Source organism: Nocardia sp. NPDC004151, from assembly GCF_042874235.1.
Taxonomy (GTDB): Bacteria; Actinomycetota; Actinomycetes; order Mycobacteriales; family Mycobacteriaceae; genus Nocardia.
In genome coordinates this window covers 70,921-88,299 of sequence record NZ_JBIAMR010000019.1, presented here as the reverse complement: position 1 = coordinate 88,299, position 17,379 = coordinate 70,921, and the positions used below count along the sequence as shown (strand labels likewise).

Below are 17,379 nucleotides of genomic sequence, written 5' to 3'. Positions count from 1 at the left end.
GTTCAGCTCAGCTTGGCGATCACGTTGTCGCCGTACCACTTGATCTTGGTGATCTTCTCTTCCAAGGTCTCGGTGTCCTGCTCCTTGGCGTAGGAGTTGCGGAAACCGACGATCAGGTCGGTGATGCCCTTCTCCTCGCAGCGCTTCACCCCGTCGGGGGTGTAGCCGTCGTAGGAGACCGCGTGGATCTCGAAGTCGCCCTTGTGGTCCCGCTCGGCGCGCAGCTCGTCGATCCGGGCCAGGTACTTGTCCAGCTCCTCGGCATTGCCGCCGGCGTGCATCCAGCCGTCACACAGGCGGACCGCGCGGCGCAGCGCGGCGTCGCTGTGGCCGCCGAGCAGGATCGGCAGCGGCTCGGTGGGGGCGGGGGTGAGCTTGATCTTCGGGATGTCGTAGAACTCGCCGTGGTACTCGAAGTACTCACCGGTCGACAGACCGCGCACGATCTCGATGCACTCGTCGATGCGCTTGCCGCGCTTCTCGAACGGGACGCCCATGATCTGGAAGTCCTCCGGCCACGGGCTGATGCCCACGCCGAGCGCGAAGCGGTTGTTGCTCAGCCGGGCCAGCGAGCTGGCCTGCTTGGCCACCAGCACCGGCGGGCGGATCGGCAGCTTGAGCACGAACGGGGTCTGGCGCAGCGTGGTGGTGGCCGCCGCGATGGCCGCCGACAGCACGAAGGTCTCGATGAACGGCTTCCCGTCGAGGAACTCGCGATTGCCGTCCGCGGTGTAGGGATACTTCGAATCCGACTCGGCCGGGTAGGCGATGCTGTCGGCCACGGTGATGCTGTGGAACCCGGCGGCTTCGGCAGCCTGAGCGAGGGGGATGTAGTAATCCGGGTTGGTCATCGCCTCCGCGTAGGTGAAGCGCATCGATCGTCCTCTCGACAGTGAGCAAGTGCCAAAAAAAACTAGAACTGATTCTAGTTTTGCGACTGATGCTAGCGCCACCCTCGCCAAAAGGCATCAGTTCCGGGGCGATCCGGACAGTCAATCCACCCGCCGGACGCCCCGCCGCCGCTGTCCCGCTAGCCGAGATGATCCGCGACCGGGGCTTGCTGGATTGTTCTGCCTCTTGTTCTAATCGCCCCATGACCATCGCCATCACCGGCTCCGGTTCCGGCATCGGCGCGGCCACCGCCGCCGCCCTGCGTGCCGCCGGGCACGACATCATCGGCATCGACCTGCGCAACGCGGACATCACCGTGGACCTCACCGACGCCGACGCCCGCAACGCCGCGGTCGAAGCGGTGCTCGAGCGCTCGGGCGGCAGCCTCGACGGCCTGATCCTCTGCGCCGGCGTCGGCCCCCAGGTGCCCGATCCCAACCTGGTGGTGGAGATCAACTACCGGGCCACCGTCGCCCTGCTCGACGCGCTGCTGCCCGCCCTCACCAAGGGCGAAAACCCTGCGGCCGTGGTGGTTTCGTCCGTCGCCTCCACCCACATCAAGTGGGAGGACAACCCGATCGCCTCGGGCACCGAGGCCGAGGCCTTCGCCCAGGCCGGGGACTACGCGGGCAGCTACGCCTACGCCGCCTCCAAGAACGCCGTCACCGTGGCCGTGCGCGAGCGCGCTGTCGAGTGGGGCGCCGCCGGCGTCCGCCTCAACACCGTCGCCCCCGGCAGCGTCGACACCCCGCTGCTGCAGGCCGGGCTCGACGACCCGCGCTACGGCGACGCCATCCGCAACTTCGTCTCCCCGATCGGCCGCAACGGCCGCGCCGAGGAGATCGCCTCGCTCATCGCCTACCTGATGGGTCCGCAGGCCGGATTCATCCACGGTTCCCAGTTCGTCATCGACGGCGGAGTCGACGCGCAGGCGCGCCCGACCGCGGTGTAACCCACCGCGGCGTGCGCCGGCGCGCCCTGAAACGGTGGCCGAGCCCGCGGGGTGTACATCCGCTTTCGGTCTCCACCGATGCCGCGGTGGTCTGGGTACCCGTCCAGATCACCGCGGCATCACCCTTTTCCGGAGTGATCGGGTTGTCAGTGATCGGGTTGTCTCAGAGCTGATCGAGCTCGGCGTCGGCCGGATCCTCGGCATCGCCGAGGACTCCCGGGGCGACGATGCCCAGATTGCCGGTGAGTTCGCTCTCGGCCGTGGGACTTCGGTGCGGTTGCACCGCCCGGCCGTGCGGTGCGTCGCCCGCACCGCCCTTGCCCGCACCGGCCACGGCGGGGGAGCCCAGGAAGCCCGAGCCGGCGGGTAGACCCGGACCGGGCACGCCGCCCGCGCCCACGCCGACCTGATTCGCGGGATTGGTGATCCTTCCACCAGGCACCGACGAGCCCGGCCCGCCGGGAGCCGACGGCATGCCGACGCCGAGACCGCCCGCGCCGCCGCCGTGTCCGAGGCCACCACCTCCGCCGACACCGGTCGCGGAAGTATCCGGAAGCTCGCCCGGAGAATTCGATCGGGACGGATCGTCGGGCGTGGAAGTCGCTGCCGGCAAACCGCTTTCGAGCAAGTCCTCGGCCTGCTCCAGGAGCGGCCGGCCCACATTCTGGACCAGGGCCTGAGCGACCGTGGCCGGATCCGGGCCGCCGCCCAGCCCGACCAGCTGCCCGATCAGCCCCTGCACCTGTGCGGTGCAGACCGACAGTTCGCCGTGCGCGGTGTTCACGACCGTCACGGCCTCCCCGAGATGCCGGGTGGCCGAAGCGATCAGGGTGGTCTGGCCGAGCGGGGTCAGGATCAGCGGGGCCAGCGCGGTGGCCTCCGTGGCGAAAGCCTGCGCGATGGCGCTGAGCTGGATATTGCCGCGCCGAACGACGGCAGCGGCCTGATCGGTGATCGCCGACAGGGCGAACCCACGCTTGGCGGTCTCCAGACCGTGATCCCCGGCCCGCCTGCCCGACGCCTGAGCGCTCTGGGAAGCCTCTCCCTGCCACAGGGATTCGACCGTCCGCAGCGCGCCGCTGCCAACCAGCATCGCGGACTCGATGGCCTTCGACCCGGTGCTGAGCAGTGTGGTCGGACTCAGCCGGCCCGGCACGCCGGTGCCGAACGCTCGCAGCAGTTGCAGGAACGGTGCGAACAGCGCGTCCAGTCCCGGAATCGCGGGCAGCGCCAAGCCCATCATCAGATCGCCGACCGGATCAGCGGGCAGCGGCGGCAGGGGCGCGACCAGATCCGTGGCGGCCCGCGTGAACGCTGCCTGCGCGGCATCGAGCGCGGCGGGCACCCCGTCGACCGCGGCCTGCACACCACCGAGCGCGGTCCCCGCCGAGCCGAGAACGTCCTGCGCTGAACCCAGGGCGGCCTGCGCACCCGCCATCACGCCGTACGCGCCATCGAGGGCAGGTGCGATCACGCCGCCGAGGGTTCTCGGCTCGGACCCACCGCCGGGGATCGGGCCGGGTACACCGGCGACCGGCGAGCCGCCCTGGTCGCCCTCCTTGCACGCGAGCACGAACGTTGGCGGTTCGAACGACGGCACATCGGCGGGCAGCACACCCACCGGCAAATCCGGAATCGGGCCGGGTGCGACGACGTCCACGCAAAGTGCTCCCAGCACGCCGGAGTCCGGACCGGCAGGGGCGGCTCCGATGACGCCGGATTCGAACGGCCTCATACCCGGTCGCCGATCTGCCCGGCGACCGCGCCGAGCCCGCCCGCGCAGTCGGCGTCGATGCGCTCGTAGGTGGCCGCCGAACCGAACGCGGCCCGTCCGAGCTCGGCGAAGCGGCCGGCGAGGGCGGTGATGTCGCGGTCGTGCAGGAGTTCGGCGACGGCGTAACCGGCCAGGAAGTCCGCGCCGATGAGCCCGAAGACCGAGGTCATGGCGGCGACGTGGGTGACGGTGTCCAGACCGCCCTGGGCGGCGATGTCGGCGGCCACGCCGTCCTGGACCGCCGCGAAGGCGCGGACCGCGACGGTGTCGACCGAAAGATCGGCCATATCAGCTCCCCCAAGCGTCGTGGACATGCGAAGGCCGAATATATACCGTCGAGAGTCCAGTCCGGCGTGGCGTTCGCGCCCACGCCGAGGGATGTGTGCCGCCGCGCGGCGCCACCGGGCGTGTCGGCACCGTGACGCCGCCCGCATCCCGACCGCGACGCCGTCCGCATCCCGCCCGTGATGTGACCGTTCTTGCAAATTAGAACAAGTTCTATATTCTTCTGACCATGAAGGTCGCAGTCACCGGCGCTGCCGGGTTCCTTGGCACCAATTTGCTTCGCCTGCTTACTGATCGCGGTCACGAGGTCACCGCCATCGACCGGGTCGCCGGTGCCACCCAGCCCGGGGTGACCTGGGTGAACGGTGACGTGCTGGATCCGGTCTCGATGCGGTCCGCGCTCGACGGCGCCGAGGTGGTCTACCACCTGGTCGCGCTGATCACCCTGGCCCACAAGAACGATGTCGCCTGGCGGGTCAACACCGAGGGTGTGCGCGTCGTCGCCGAGGCCGCGCTCGAGGTCGGCGCGCGCCGCATGGTGCACACCAGCTCCATCCATGCGTTCAACCAGTACTCCTGCGGCGGCGTCATCAACGAGCGCTCGCCGCGATCGATCGACCCGGATCTGCCGGTGTACGACCGGTCCAAGTGGCAGGGCGAGATCGAGCTGCGCTCGGTCATCGACAAGGGCCTGGACGCGGTCATCTGCAACCCGACCGGCGTGTACGGCCCGATCGACAACACCGCCTCGCGCATCAACACCACGCTGTGGGACGCCGCCCGCGGCCGGGTGCCGGTCATGATCAGCGGCGGCTTCGACCTGGTCGACGTGCGCGACGTCGCCACCGGCCTGGTCCTGGCCGGCGAGCGTGGCCGCACCGGCGAGAACTACCTGCTCGGTGGCCACTTCACCGACATGTTCCAGGCCACCCGCACCGCCGCCGAGGTCAACGGGAAGATGAAGCCCGCCTTCGCGATCCCGGCCAAGGTGATCAACGCCTGCATGCCGGTCATGGAGCCGGTGGCCAAGGCCTTCGGCAGCGACCGCATCTCCAAGGCGGCCATGGGCGCGCTGCTGGCCGCCCCGATCGTCGAGCACACCAAGGCCACCGAGGAACTCGGCTACCGTCCGCGGCCCGCCGAGCAGACCATCCGGGACCTGGTCGCCTTCTACAACGGGCGGCCGATCGAGGCCGACACGCAGAAGATTGCTTGACACTCGTTAGAACACATGTTCGACTGGGGTGGTGCGTTGGCAAAGGCAAACCCTCGGCGCCGATGACGGCGCGCTCCCCGGGCTCGAACGTGCGGGTTTCGTACGCAGCGTACAGACACCCGAGTTCGAGGGCATCACGTTCCACGAGGTGCTCTGCAAGAGTGCGCTGAACCGGGTGCCCGACAGCGGCACCCTCCCGTTCAGCTGGACCATCAACCCCATGCGCGGGTGCTCGCACGCGTGCCGCTACTGTTTCGCCCGCGGCACCCACGAGTACCTCGATCTCGACGCGGGCGCCGACTTCGACTCCCAGATCGTGGTCAAGACCAACGTCGTCCCGATCCTGCGGCGTGAACTGCACAAACGGTCCTGGCGGCGCGAACACGTCGCGCTGGGCACCAATACCGATCCGTATCAGCGCGCCGAGGGCCGCTACCGGCTGATGCCGGGCATCATCACCGCGCTCGCCGAATCCGGGACCGGATTCTCCATCCTCACCAAGGGCACCCTGCTGCGGCGGGATCTGCCGCTGCTGGTCGAGGCCGCCGGGCAGGTGCCGGTGGAACTCGCGGTGTCCATCGCCATCCTGGACGAGGAACTACATCGCGGGCTCGAGCCCGGCACACCGTCACCCCGGGCGCGGCTGGAACTGGTGCGCGCCCTGTCGGATGCCGGATTCGCCGTGAATGTCATGGTAGCTCCGGTCATTCCGTACCTGACCGACTCCCAGGCGCATCTGGACGCGCTCTTCGCCGCGATCGCCGAGGCCGGGGCGGCCCGGGTCACGGCGTTCCCCATGCATCTGCGCGGTTCCACCCGCGGCTGGTTCCTGGCCTGGCTGGCCGAGGCCCACCCGGCGCTGCTGCGCCGCTACCGGCAACTGTATGGTCGGGGAACTTCGGTGACACCGGAGTATTCTGCGTGGCTACGCGGCCGCATCGAGCCGCTGCTGGAGAAACACCGTTTGAACCGTGATCGACCGGCCGAGCCCGAGGTTCGCGCCGTCGAATCGCACACGCCCGACCCGCAGTTGGCGTTGTTCGCCTGACGGCGGTTCTTTTGATCGAAACCATTGCGCTTCACGGGTGTGTCGCGAATATTGCGGAGTAGTTTGGCGTTGGTACCTCACATCTGACGAGGAAGTGATGCACGCGCATGGCTCATTCGAAGGACACCGTGCAGCATGACGACTCTGCGACGGCCGGAAACGGCGACGGCCCAGGGAAATTGGCGGTGGAGAAACTGGAACGGGTCGTCATCCGCTTCGCGGGCGACTCCGGTGACGGCATGCAGCTCACCGGTGACCGGTTCACGCACGAGGCCGCCGCATTCGGCAATGATCTTGCCACCCAACCGAATTTCCCCGCCGAGATCCGCGCACCCCAGGGCACGCTCCCTGGTGTGTCGTCGTTTCAGATCCAGATCGCGGACTACGACATCCTGACCGCCGGTGACCAGCCCGATGTGCTGGTGGCGATGAATCCCGCTGCGCTGAAGGCGAATCTGGAGGATTTGGCGCGCGGGGCGACAGTGATCGTCAATACGGACGAATTCACCAAACGCACCCTGGCCAAGGTCGGGTACGCCGGGGATCCGCTCACCGATGACACCTTGACCGATTTCGTGGTGCACCGGGTGCCGATGACGTCCTTGACGCTCGGCGCAACCGAACCGACCGGTGTGGGTAAAAAGGATGGGCAGCGCGCGAAGAATATGTTCGCGCTCGGCTTGCTGTCCTGGATGTACGGGCGGCCGATCGGCGGCACCGAACAGTTCATGCGGGAGAAATTCGCCGCCACCCCCGACGTCGCCGAAGCAAATATCCTCGCATTCCGGGCAGGGTGGAATTACGGCGAAACCACCGAGGCGTTCGCCACCACCTACGAGGTGGCCCCCGCGACGCTCCCGGCGGGCACCTACCGGCAGATCACCGGCAATACCGCGCTCGCCTACGGCATCGTCACCGCCGGGCAGCTGTCCGGGCTGCCGGTCTTCCTCGGCACCTACCCGATCACCCCGGCCTCGGACATCCTCCACGAACTGAGCAAGCACAAGAACTTCGGCGTGACCACCTTCCAGGCCGAGGACGAGATCGCCGGAATCGGCGCGGCCCTGGGTGCCTCGCTGGGCGGGGCACTCGGGGTGACCAGTACGTCCGGTCCCGGGCTGGCGCTCAAGAGCGAGACCATCGGCCTGGCCGTCATGACCGAACTGCCGCTGGTGATCATCGACGTGCAGCGCGGCGGCCCGTCCACCGGTCTGCCCACCAAGACCGAACAGGCCGATCTGCTGCAGGCGCTCTACGGGCGCAATGGCGAATCCCCGGTGCCCGTGGTCGCGCCGCGATCGCCCGCGGACTGCTTCGACGCCGCCGTGGAGGCCGCCCGCGTCGCCCTCACCTACCGGACACCGGTGCTGCTGCTGTCGGACGGTTCCATCGCCAATGGCTCCGAGCCGTGGGCGATTCCGCGGGTCGAGCAGCTCGCCCTGATCGACCCGGCCTTCGAACCCGCGGGCGCGCAGGACGATTCGTTCCAGCCCTACGCGCGCGATCCCGAGACCCTGGCCCGGCCGCTGGCCGTGCCCGGCACCGCGGGCCGCGCGCACCGCATCGGCGGGCTCGAGAAGGCCGACGGCAGCGGCAATATCTCCTACGAACCGGCCAATCACGAACTCATGGTGCGATTGCGGCAGGCCAAGATCGACGGCATCGCGGTGCCCGACCTGGCGGTGGACGATCCCGGCGGCCACGCCGAACTGCTGCTCATCGGATGGGGCAGCTCCTACGGTCCGATCGGCGAGGCCTGCCGGCGGGCGCGGCGGCGCGGGGTGCCGGTGGCACAGGCGCACCTGCGGCATCTGAATCCCTTCCCGCCCAATCTCGGTGAGGTGCTGCGCCGCTACCGCACCGTGGTCTGCCCGGAGATGAACGGCGGCCAGCTGGCCATGCTGCTGCGTGCCCGCTACCTGGTCGACGTGCAGCCGTGGACCAAGGTGGCCGGCACCGCCTTCCAAGCACAGGAACTGGTCGGCGTCATCGACGCGGCCCTGGACGGCTCCATCGCGGAGATGGAGCAGGACAAGGCCTTCGCCGCACGGGCGCGCGCGACCTACCGCACCCCAGGGGGCAAGGCATGACCATTCTCGAAAACCTGCTCGTGGGAACCGATCTGGGCCTCACCGGACTGTCCGGGGTGCCGCGGGCGGCGGGCCCGCAGAAGGCCAAGGACTACACCTCCGATCAGGAGGTGCGCTGGTGCCCGGGCTGCGGCGACTACGTCATCCTCGCCACCGTGCGCGGCTTCCTGGCCGAGCTGGGCCTCGAGCGCGAGAACCTCATGTTCGTCTCCGGGATCGGCTGCTCGAGCCGGTTCCCGTACTACCTGGAGGCGTACGGGATCCACTCCATCCACGGCCGCGCCCCGGCCATCGCCACCGGGATGGCGGTCACCCGGCCCGACCTGTCGGTCTGGGTGGTGACCGGCGACGGTGACGCGCTCTCCATCGGCGGCAATCACCTCATCCACGCGCTGCGCCGCAATGTGAACATGACGATCCTGTTGTTCAACAACCGGATCTACGGCCTCACCAAGGGCCAGTACTCGCCGACATCGGAGACCGGCAAGGTCACCAAGTCCACCCCGATGGGCTCCATCGACCATCCGTTCAACACGTTGTCGGTGGCGCTGGGCGCGGAAGCCACCTTCGCGGCCCGGGCCCTGGACTCCGACCGGGCCGGGCTCACCGAGGTGCTGCGGGCCGCCGCCGAGCACCGCGGCACCGCGTTCGTGGAGATCCTGCAGGACTGCCCGATCTTCAACGACGGCTCCTTCGACGCGCTGCGCCGCGAGAACGCCGAATCGCATCTGGTCCGGCTGCGGCACGGACAGCCCATCCGCTTCGGCGCGGACAATGAATTCGCCGTGGTCCGTGACGGTTTCGGCCTGAAGGCGGCGCGCGCCGAGGGCTTCGCCGAATCCGACATCGTGGTGCACGACGCCTACACCGACCAGCCCGAATACGCCTACGCGCTGTCGCGGCTGTCCGACCAGGACCTGACCCACGTGGTGACCGGCGTCTTCCGCAGCGTCACCCGCCCCACCTACGACGACGGCGTCCGCGCCCAGCTCGGCACCGCCGTCGAACGCAAACCGGTGAGCCCGGATTCCTTGCAGGAGTTGCTCACCGGCAACGAAACCTGGACGGTCGGCTGAGTTTCAGGCCGGAGTGAAGGCGTTCAGCAGGCGCTGGAACAGATCGTCGAAGCGCTTGCGGGACGCCTTCTGCTCGTCACTGAGGCCGTCGGTGATCTCGGGCGCGTACACGATCAGATGCAGATCCTGGTCGCGGTGCTCAGGCATGTAATCGATGATCGAGGTGCCCTTGTCGGTGGCCTCCGGGGTCCCCATATCGACGGTGACCAGCGCCTTCATCTCGGTCGCCGCCGCGGTCAGCACATCGGCGGGCACCTTCCCGTTCACCGGCTGCGCGGTCGGATCGGACCGCTTCACCGCGTGCCCGTCCGGCTGCACCTCGAGGGAGGGCCGCAGATCGGTCCGGGTCTGCCAGCCCGCGGGCAGAGCGGTCAGCGTGAACAGCGCGGGGGGAGCGGCGGCCGCCGGCCGCACTCCCGCGAATCCGCCCGCGCCCGTGAGCAACACCGCACACACCGCCGCGGTCAGCGCGGCCCGCGACCCTCGCCGCCGACCCGTGGCGCCCGATCCCGCGCCGAAGTCTGCTGTTCCCATCGCATCCCTCCGAACTCCCTGGCGGGCGTCCGCCCGCCGCCCGCAGATTGTGGCCGCACACCCATCCCGGCGCGAAGCGCCACGCCGACGGCACACCGGGATGTGACACGGCGCGCGGGATTCGCCCGAATTCGCCTGTGGCGGAGCCGCTCGACGCGCACATCCGACATCGCGTGGAAACCGCCACTGTCCTCTGCTGGATCACCACGTGAAGCGCAGCACGGCGGCAACTCACCGGCGGTCGCACCGACAGTGCACGTGATCCTGGTTGCCAAGCGCGACAGTGCTGGGCGCGCTGCTCGAACTCGTCGCGCTCGGCAACCAGCGCGACCCGCCGCCGCTGCTGTCAGCGGCGATCGGGTGGGGAAAACAGCGAGGCCCGCGGCCGACACGGACGGGGACCTCGGGTCGGAAGGGGTCAGCGCAGGGCGGGCGGGTTGCCGAGGTCCTGGGCGGAGTAGGTGTCGCAGGCCTTGACCTGGCCGGTCTTGTAGCCGGTGAGGAACCACTTCTGGCGTTCCACCGAGGAACCGTGGGTCCAGGCTTCGGGGTTGACGCGGCCGGTGGAGGCCTTCTGGATGCGGTCGTCGCCGACGGCGGAGGCGGCGGAGAGCGCGTCGCGAATGTCGTTGTCGGTCAGCGGCTTCAGGAAGGGCTGGCCGCCGCCGGGGGCGGGCAGCTTGTCGGCGTAGGCGGCCCAGACGCCGGCGTAGCAGTCGGCCTGCAGTTCGGTGCGGACCGCGCCGGAGGTCGGGCCCTTGGGGTCGCGCTGGGCCTTGTTGATGTCGCCGAGCTGGTTCTGGATGTGGTGGCCGAACTCGTGGGCGACCACGTACTCCTGGGCCAGGGGTCCGCCGCTGGAGCCGAAGCGGTCGACCAGTTCCTGGAAGAAGCTGGTGTCGAAGTAGGCGGTCTGGTCGGCGGGGCAGTAGAACGGGCCCACCGCCGAGGACGCGCGCCCGCAGGCGGTGTTCACCGCGCCGGAGAACAGCGTCACCTTCGGCGCCACGTATTTGCGGCCGGTCTGCTTGGGCAGCTCGGTGCCCCACACATTGTCCAGGCTCTGGACGGTGGCGATGACCCGGCAGTCCACGTACTTGTTGGCGTCCGCGCCGGTCTTGCAATGGTCGGGGGTCGTGGCCGTGCCCGACTTGGCGTTCGAGTCCGCGCCGGTGAACTGGCCCAGAATGCTGCCCGGATCGCCGCCGAGCAGCAGGGACGCGATCAGGGCGATGATGCCCAGCGCGCCTCCGCCGAGAGCCAAGCCGCCGCCCAGTCCGGGTCCTCCGCCGCCGCTCACCCGGTTCGGGTCGATTTGCAGGCCCTCGTTGAAGGTCATGCGTATCACTCTGACACGGGCGAGCGGATATCGGTTTCCACTCGCCCCACGTGTCTCTCTACGATGGGTCTGCACCTGGTCACCCGCACCGGTGCTTCGAGTCCCGTCGAAAGGAATCCCGTGCTGCGCACCCACTTGGCTGGTTCGCTGCGAAGCGAGCACGCCGGTCAGACCGTCACCCTCACCGGCTGGGTGGCCCGGCGGCGAGACCACGGTGGCGTGATCTTCATCGATCTGCGCGATGCTTCGGGTGTGGCCCAGGCCGTCTTCCGTGAAGGCGAGCCCGCGGAGGCCGCCCACAAGCTGCGCAACGAGTTCGTCGTGAAGATCACCGGCGTGGTCGAGAACCGTCCCGAAGGCAGCGAGAACCCGAACCTGCCGACGGGCGCGATCGAGGTCAACGTGACCGCGCTCGAGGTGCTCAACGAGGCCGCGCCGCTGCCGTTCCAGCTCGATGACGAGCCGGGTGAGGAAGCCCGCCTCAAGTACCGCTACCTGGATCTGCGCCGCGAGGGCCCGGCGCACGCGATCCGCCTGCGCTCCAAGGTGAACTCCGCCGCCCGCGAGGTGCTGGCCAAGCACGCCTTCATCGAGGTCGAGACCCCGACCATGACCCGCTCCACTCCGGAGGGCGCGCGCGACTTCCTGGTTCCGGCCCGCCTGGCACCCGGCAAGTTCTACGCCCTGCCGCAGTCGCCGCAGCTGTTCAAGCAGCTGCTCATGGTCGGCGGCATCGAGCGCTACTTCCAGATCGCGCGCTGCTACCGCGACGAGGACTTCCGCGCCGACCGTCAGCCGGAGTTCACCCAGCTCGACATCGAGATGAGCTTCGTCGAGCAGGAGGACGTCATCCTGCTCGCCGAGGACATCCTGACCGCGCTGTGGAAGCTGGTCGGCTACGACATCCCGACCCCGATCCCGCACATGACCTACGCCGAGGCCATGCGCCGCTACGGCTCGGACAAGCCCGACCTGCGTTTCGAGGTCGAGATCACCGAGATGATGGAGTACTTCCAGGACACGTCCTTCCGCGTGTTCCAGGCTCCTTATGTCGGTGCGGTGGTCATGCCTGGCGGCGCCTCGCAGCCGCGTCGCCAGTTCGACGCCTGGCAGGAGTGGGCCAAGCAGCGCGGCGCCAAGGGCCTGGCCTACATCACCTTCAACGAGGACGGCACCCTCGGAGGCCCGGTCGCCAAGAACCTGACCGACGCCGAGCGCGAGGGTCTGGCCAAGCAGGTCGGCGCCGAGCCGGGCGACTGTGTCTTCTTCGCCGCCGGAGAGCAGAAGTCGAGCCGGGCGCTGCTGGGCGCGGCTCGCGGCGAGATCGCCCGCAAGTGCGGTCTCATCGACGAGAACGCCTGGGCCTTCGTCTGGATCGTGGACGCCCCGATGTTCGAGCCGACCGCCGACGCCACCGCGAGCGGCGATGTGGCCCTGGGCTATTCGGCCTGGACCGCGGTGCACCACGCGTTCACCTCGCCCAAGCCCGAGCACATGGCCACCTTCGACACCGATCCGGCGTCGGCGCTGGCCTACGCCTACGACATCGTCTGCAACGGCAACGAGATCGGCGGCGGCTCGGTCCGTATCCACCGCCGCGACGTGCAGGAGCGGGTGTTCCAGGTGATGGGCATCGGCGAGGAAGAGGCGCAGGAGAAGTTCGGCTTCCTGCTCGACGCCTTCTCCTACGGCGCCCCGCCCATGGGCGGCATCGCCTTCGGCTGGGACCGCATCACCGCGCTGCTGGCCGGGGTGGACTCGATCCGTGAGGTCATCGCGTTCCCGAAGTCGGGCGGCGGCGTCGACCCGCTGACCGACGCGCCGACCCCGATCACGCCGCAGCAGCGTCAGGAAGCGGGCCTCAACGCCAAGCTGGACGCGAACGGCAACCCGGTCAAGGACGAGGGCAAGTAGCCTCGACACGGATATACGACGACGCCGCGCTGCCAGGGCAGCGCGGCGTCATCGTTTGCCGACTCGGTCGGGCGGCGGTCAGTACACGACCAGCCGCCCGGTGAGGGTCCGGTAGGCGTAGGTGGTGGCGATCGCGGTCACCGGCCCGGCGATCAGCAGGCCCAGCCCGCAGAACAGCGTGCCGACCACCGTCATCAGCAGCACCGCCAGCGCCAGCAGGGACACCTGCAGGGCGTTCGCGATCACCAGCCGCGCACTCGACTGGATCGCGGCGATCGGATTCTGGTCCTGATCGATCACGAAATGCAGTGCGAACATGCACAGTACCCCGACGATCACCGCCGGGAACAGGCACAGGATCGAGGCCAGGAAGCACGCCGCGAACACGATGAGGGCGGTGATGAGCACATTGCCGGCGTTCACGAATCCGAAGAAGGCCGGGAAATCGGGTGGGGTGCCGTCGGTCTCGTAGAGCGCGCCGCGGATCATGGCCGCCTGCAACAGCCACACCACCAGCGACGCCACCGCGAACAGCAGCACCACCGCCGACAGCGACTGGACGTCAATGATTCTCACCAGCAGGATGACCAGCAGCCAGGCGATCAGGCCGATCATCACCATGCCCACCCACGGAACGGGATTGAGCCGGAACCGATCCCACCCGTAGGTGAGGGCGCCGCCCACATCGAGGCGCTCGCGCGGCGGGCTGTAGGCCTGCTGCGGGACGGGCTCGGTGTCGGGGCCCGCGGCGGGCGGTGGTGTCGAGCCCGGCGGGAAGCCGCCCGGGGGCGGCGGATTGCCGGGCGCCATCGCGCCCGGCGGCAACTGCTGCGGCACGCCGCCGCCGACGCCGGGAGGCCCTTGGGGCGCGCCCGGCTGCGGGGTCAGGGCCGGCGGGGGCTCCACGGGCTCGCTGCCGTAGTGCGCCGCGCCGGGTCCGTCGAACTGCGGGTACCCGGCGAGGCCGGGCAGCTGGTGGCGGGCGGGCGCGGGGCCGGGCTCGGCGGCGCCGGAAACCGGTGCGGGATCGGGGTTTTGGTGGTGTCCGGAGTGCGGTGGGTACTGTTCGCCGCCCCGGGCGACGGGACGGTCGCCGGAGGGGTCGTACGGTGCTGAGGGCGGCGTGCCGGTCATGGTCGCAAGCCTTTCACATTTCCCGGTTTACGGTGTGGCGCACAGCAGTTGATCCAAGAGACAACTAGACCCCGCTGGTTGTGTCAAGCAACCAGCGCCGCGTGGGCAAACCCTTCACAAAGACACGCCGTCCGACGCGCGAAAGGTTGTGCAACCGCTCGCTGAAAGTGACCTGGCGGGAGTACCTTGGGTTCCGATGACCGCACTATTGGCCGAACGCGCCGCCGAAGTCGTGTCCGCGGCACAACAGTTGCTCACAAAGCGAATGGGTGCTGCGGTAAAGCTGAGTGACCCCATGGAACTCAGCGGCAGTGGTAGGACGACGGTCCTACGTGTCCGCGTTGCGGAGAACGCCTTCTCGCTCCCTCGCACACTCATTGTGAAGCAGGTAGCAGGTCCGGCGTCGGAGCGACGTACCGGCGGCATGGCGCCGGGCGTCGCCAGCATCGATTCCGCATTCCTCCGCGAGGCGGTCTCGTACCAATTCACCACCGCCCTCGGTCGCGACCACCGCCCCGGCGCCTACTTGCTGGGCTACAGTCTGCCCGGCCGTCTGCTCATTCTCAGCGACCTCGGCGAGAACCTGTCGCTCACCGCGGTCCTGCAGTCCGGCGTCGAGCCCAACAAGCGCAACGCGCTCATGGCGTTCGCCCAGGCGCTGGGCCGCATGCACGCCGCGACCGTCGGCCGCGAAGCCGACTTCGTCGCCCTGCTCCGCCGCGTCGATGTGGTGCACCGGGTGGACGGCATTGCCCAGCAGGCGGAGTCCGCGGTCGCCGAGGTGCCGATCATGCTGCAGCGCGAACTCGGCATCGAGGTGCCCGGCGAGATCGCCGAACGCATCGTGCGCGGCAACCGCCTGTTCTCGGCCGGACGCTACCGCGCCTTCAGCCCCTCGGACCTGTGCCCCGACAATGTCATCCTCAACGACGAGGGCGCGCGCTTCCTCGACTACGAGTGGGGCGGGTTCCGCGACGCCACCCTCGACATCGCCTACGCGCTGGTCTCGTTCCCGGGCTGCCTGTGCGATTTCGAGCTCTCCCGCGAACGCGCCCACCAGATGGTGGAGGCGTGGCGGTCGGAAGTGGTGGCGGTCTGGCCGGCGCTGGCCGACGACGCCGTGCTCGCCGAACGCATCCTCGAGGCCCGGCTCATCTGGGTGTGGCTGTCCACCTATTGGTTCCTGCCCGCCGACCACACCCGCATCGCCGCCGCCCGCGAGCACGGGCTGTCGATCCCGCGGTCGGCCGCGCTGATCAACCGCTGGGCCGCCCTCGCCGAGGACGCCCGCTGCACCGGCGACGACACCCTGGGCGACTTCGCCGAGCACGTCTCGGCCACCCTCGAGGAGCACTGGGAAGAATAGTCCTCGACCAGCAGGGGAGGCTCGATCTCCACGGCGGGTGCGGGCCGGAATCCGAGGCGAGATTCCGGCCCGCATCCCTGTGCACAACCAGGCTCGCAGGTGCGGGCGTTCGTGCGGGAGTGGCAGAGACCCGGCGTTCCCCATGAGCAGCAGGGAGCCCCATCCGGTGCCGCTGGACGCCACGACGCTCGGCGCGGCTGGATGACAGTGGCCGCGAGCACGAGGTCCGGAGCGACCGGAGGCTGCCGGTCGGCGCCCGTTTAGCCGGACGCGGTCCGCGATGGTGCTGTGGCCGGGGATCGTGTCGGAGCCGGTCGGTAGGGTCGTGGGCGTGAGTGATGGGCTCTTCGACGCGCCGGGTGCGCAGGCCGTAGCCGACGACTTCGAGGCGAGCGCGGCGCGCATTCCCAGTGGCGACGACCGGTTCGCGCCGCTGGCCGTGCGCATGCGTCCGCGCACCCTCGACGAGGTGGTGGGCCAGCAGCATCTGCTCGGTCCCGGCTCGCCGCTGCGCCGGTTGATCGAGGGATCGGGTGCGGCGTCGGTGCTGCTGTACGGTCCGCCCGGCACCGGCAAGACCACCCTCGCCTCGCTGCTCTCGCAGGCCACCGGCCGCCGGTTCGAGGCGTTGTCGGCGCTGTCGGCGGGCGTGAAGGAAGTGCGCGCGGTCATCGATCTGGCGCGGCGGCGGCTCACCGCCGGCGAGCGGACCGTGCTGTTCATCGACGAGGTGCACCGGTTCTCCAAAACCCAGCAGGACGCACTGCTGGCGGCGGTGGAGAACCGGATCGTGCTGTTGGTCGCGGCGACCACCGAGAATCCGTCGTTCTCCGTGGTGTCGCCGCTGCTGTCGCGGTCGCTGGTGCTGCAACTGCAGTCGTTGACCGAGGCCGAGATCCGTCAGGTGCTGACCCGCGCCATCACCGATCCGCGCGGGCTGGCGGGGGAGTACACGGTCACCGACGAGGCCCTCGACCACATCGTGCGCATCGCCGGCGGCGACGCGCGCCGGTCGCTGACCGCGCTCGAAGCCTCCGCCGAATCCTCCCTCGACGGCACCGTCGGCGTGGAACTGGTGGAGGCCAGCGTCGACAAGGCCGCGGTGCGCTACGACCGCTCCGGTGATCAGCACTACGACGTGATCAGCGCGTTCATCAAATCGCTGCGCGGTTCGGACGTGGACGCCGCGCTGCACTACCTGGCCCGCATGATCAGCGCCGGTGAGGATCCGCGATTCATCGCCCGCCGCTTGATGATCCAGGCCAGCGAGGAGGTCGGCATGGCCGACCCCACCGCGTTGCAGACCGCGGTCGCCGCCGCGCAGGTGGTCCAGTTGGTCGGTATGCCCGAGGCACAATTGGCCTTGACCCAGGCCACGATTCACATCGCCACCGCCCCGAAATCGGGGTCGGTGGTCAAGGGCATCGGCGCGGCCATGGCCGACGTGCGCGCGGGCAAGGCGGGCGCGGTGCCCCCGCACCTGCGCGACGGCCACTACGCGGGCGCGGCCGCGCTCGGCAACGCCCAGGGCTACAAGTACCCGCACGATCACCCGGATGGCGTTCTCGGCCAGCAGTATCCGCCGGACGAACTGGTCGGCACCGACTACTACCACCCGACCGACCACGGCTACGAACGCGAAGTCGGCCCGCGCGTGACCAAGCTCCGCCGCATCGTCCGGGGCCGATAGCATCCAGGGCCAGTGTGCGCCTCGCGCCGAATTGCAGTGACTGCCAGAAACGGTCGTGCGACGCGTCCCG

At 69.3% G+C, this 17,379-nt stretch carries 14 protein-coding genes; 8 read left to right on the top strand and 6 right to left on the bottom strand.

The genetic code is table 11. From position 1 onward, the window contains the following. Positions 1-2: 2 nt before the first annotated feature. The gene (locus tag ACFYTS_RS31915) at positions 3-953 is read right to left on the bottom strand and encodes a TIGR03619 family F420-dependent LLM class oxidoreductase (RefSeq protein WP_387309157.1); all 951 of its coding nucleotides are present in this window, start codon (positions 951-953) and stop codon (positions 3-5) included. A gap of 140 nt (positions 954-1,093) precedes the next feature. On the opposite strand from ACFYTS_RS31915, the gene ACFYTS_RS31910 reads away from it, so the two are divergent. Then, on the top strand, positions 1,094-1,843 hold the full coding sequence (locus ACFYTS_RS31910) for an SDR family oxidoreductase (RefSeq protein ID WP_387309156.1): 750 nt from the start codon (positions 1,094-1,096) through the stop codon (positions 1,841-1,843). Between the two features lie 163 nt (positions 1,844-2,006). On the opposite strand, the gene ACFYTS_RS31905 is transcribed toward ACFYTS_RS31910, so the two are convergent. Beyond that, positions 2,007-3,578, bottom strand: a complete 1,572-nt coding sequence (locus ACFYTS_RS31905) for a hypothetical protein (RefSeq protein WP_387309155.1) — start codon at positions 3,576-3,578, stop codon at positions 2,007-2,009. Next, a complete protein-coding gene (locus ACFYTS_RS31900; protein WP_387309154.1) occupies positions 3,575-3,904 on the bottom strand; it encodes a type VII secretion target in 330 nt (109 codons plus the stop codon). The genes ACFYTS_RS31905 and ACFYTS_RS31900 overlap by 4 nt, the downstream gene beginning before the upstream one ends. Positions 3,905-4,131: 227 nt before the next feature. Here ACFYTS_RS31900 and ACFYTS_RS31895 point away from each other — a divergent pair, with 227 nt between their 5' ends. From ACFYTS_RS31895 to ACFYTS_RS31880, 4 genes are all read left to right on the top strand, one after another. Further along, positions 4,132-5,118, top strand: a complete 987-nt coding sequence (locus ACFYTS_RS31895; RefSeq protein WP_357288105.1) for an NAD-dependent epimerase/dehydratase family protein — start codon at positions 4,132-4,134, stop codon at positions 5,116-5,118. A 31-nt stretch (positions 5,119-5,149) separates the two neighbouring features. Continuing rightward, positions 5,150-6,166 carry an Rv2578c family radical SAM protein gene (locus ACFYTS_RS31890; protein ID WP_387309153.1) on the top strand — a complete coding sequence of 339 codons (1,017 nt, stop codon included), beginning with the start codon at positions 5,150-5,152 and terminating at the stop codon, positions 6,164-6,166. Positions 6,167-6,273: 107 nt separating this feature from the next. Then, on the top strand, positions 6,274-8,256 hold the full coding sequence (locus tag ACFYTS_RS31885) for a 2-oxoacid:acceptor oxidoreductase subunit alpha (protein WP_387309152.1): 1,983 nt from the start codon (positions 6,274-6,276) through the stop codon (positions 8,254-8,256). Further along, the gene (locus ACFYTS_RS31880) at positions 8,253-9,332 is read left to right on the top strand and encodes a 2-oxoacid:ferredoxin oxidoreductase subunit beta (RefSeq protein WP_387309151.1); all 1,080 of its coding nucleotides are present in this window, start codon (positions 8,253-8,255) and stop codon (positions 9,330-9,332) included. Before ACFYTS_RS31885 ends, ACFYTS_RS31880 begins: the two co-directional genes overlap by 4 nt. Positions 9,333-9,335: 3 nt before the next feature. Here ACFYTS_RS31880 and ACFYTS_RS31875 read toward each other — a convergent pair whose 3' ends face one another. Together ACFYTS_RS31875 and ACFYTS_RS31870 are read right to left on the bottom strand one after the other, a co-directional pair. After that, positions 9,336-9,866, bottom strand: coding sequence for a hypothetical protein (locus ACFYTS_RS31875; RefSeq protein WP_387309150.1), 531 nt, complete (start codon positions 9,864-9,866; stop codon positions 9,336-9,338). Between the two features lie 418 nt (positions 9,867-10,284). Continuing rightward, on the bottom strand, positions 10,285-11,205 hold the full coding sequence (locus ACFYTS_RS31870) for a neutral zinc metallopeptidase (protein ID WP_357288092.1): 921 nt from the start codon (positions 11,203-11,205) through the stop codon (positions 10,285-10,287). 120 nt (positions 11,206-11,325) lie between these two features. Here ACFYTS_RS31870 and aspS point away from each other — a divergent pair, with 120 nt between their 5' ends. Then, the gene (gene aspS / locus ACFYTS_RS31865; RefSeq protein ID WP_357288089.1) at positions 11,326-13,119 is read left to right on the top strand and encodes an aspartate--tRNA ligase; all 1,794 of its coding nucleotides are present in this window, start codon (positions 11,326-11,328) and stop codon (positions 13,117-13,119) included. 78 nt (positions 13,120-13,197) lie between these two features. Here the strand turns inward: aspS and ACFYTS_RS31860 are convergent, their stop codons facing one another. Beyond that, positions 13,198-14,253 (bottom strand): hypothetical protein, encoded by a 1,056-nt coding sequence (locus ACFYTS_RS31860; RefSeq protein WP_387309149.1) that lies wholly within the window; start codon positions 14,251-14,253, stop codon positions 13,198-13,200. A gap of 196 nt (positions 14,254-14,449) precedes the next feature. Here ACFYTS_RS31860 and ACFYTS_RS31855 point away from each other — a divergent pair, with 196 nt between their 5' ends. Beyond that, positions 14,450-15,619, top strand: coding sequence for a kinase (locus ACFYTS_RS31855; protein WP_357286030.1), 1,170 nt, complete (start codon positions 14,450-14,452; stop codon positions 15,617-15,619). A gap of 280 nt (positions 15,620-15,899) precedes the next feature. Then, the gene (locus ACFYTS_RS31850) at positions 15,900-17,309 is read left to right on the top strand and encodes a replication-associated recombination protein A (RefSeq protein ID WP_387309148.1); all 1,410 of its coding nucleotides are present in this window, start codon (positions 15,900-15,902) and stop codon (positions 17,307-17,309) included. The last annotated feature ends 70 nt before the right edge of the window (positions 17,310-17,379 follow it).

Coding starts and splice junctions, on each gene's coding strand:
- ACFYTS_RS31910 (WP_387309156.1), top strand. CDS start 1,094: ATGACCATCGCCATCACCGGCTCCGGTTCCGGCATCGGCGCGGCCACC.
- ACFYTS_RS31905 (WP_387309155.1), bottom strand. CDS start 3,578: ATGAGGCCGTTCGAATCCGGCGTCATCGGAGCCGCCCCTGCCGGTCCG.
- ACFYTS_RS31900 (WP_387309154.1), bottom strand. CDS start 3,904: ATGGCCGATCTTTCGGTCGACACCGTCGCGGTCCGCGCCTTCGCGGCG.
- ACFYTS_RS31895 (WP_357288105.1), top strand. CDS start 4,132: ATGAAGGTCGCAGTCACCGGCGCTGCCGGGTTCCTTGGCACCAATTTG.
- ACFYTS_RS31885 (WP_387309152.1), top strand. CDS start 6,274: ATGGCTCATTCGAAGGACACCGTGCAGCATGACGACTCTGCGACGGCC.
- ACFYTS_RS31880 (WP_387309151.1), top strand. CDS start 8,253: ATGACCATTCTCGAAAACCTGCTCGTGGGAACCGATCTGGGCCTCACC.
- ACFYTS_RS31875 (WP_387309150.1), bottom strand. CDS start 9,866: ATGGGAACAGCAGACTTCGGCGCGGGATCGGGCGCCACGGGTCGGCGG.
- ACFYTS_RS31870 (WP_357288092.1), bottom strand. CDS start 11,205: ATGACCTTCAACGAGGGCCTGCAAATCGACCCGAACCGGGTGAGCGGC.
- ACFYTS_RS31860 (WP_387309149.1), bottom strand. CDS start 14,253: ATGACCGGCACGCCGCCCTCAGCACCGTACGACCCCTCCGGCGACCGT.
- ACFYTS_RS31855 (WP_357286030.1), top strand. CDS start 14,450: ATGACCGCACTATTGGCCGAACGCGCCGCCGAAGTCGTGTCCGCGGCA.
- ACFYTS_RS31850 (WP_387309148.1), top strand. CDS start 15,900: ATGGTGCTGTGGCCGGGGATCGTGTCGGAGCCGGTCGGTAGGGTCGTG.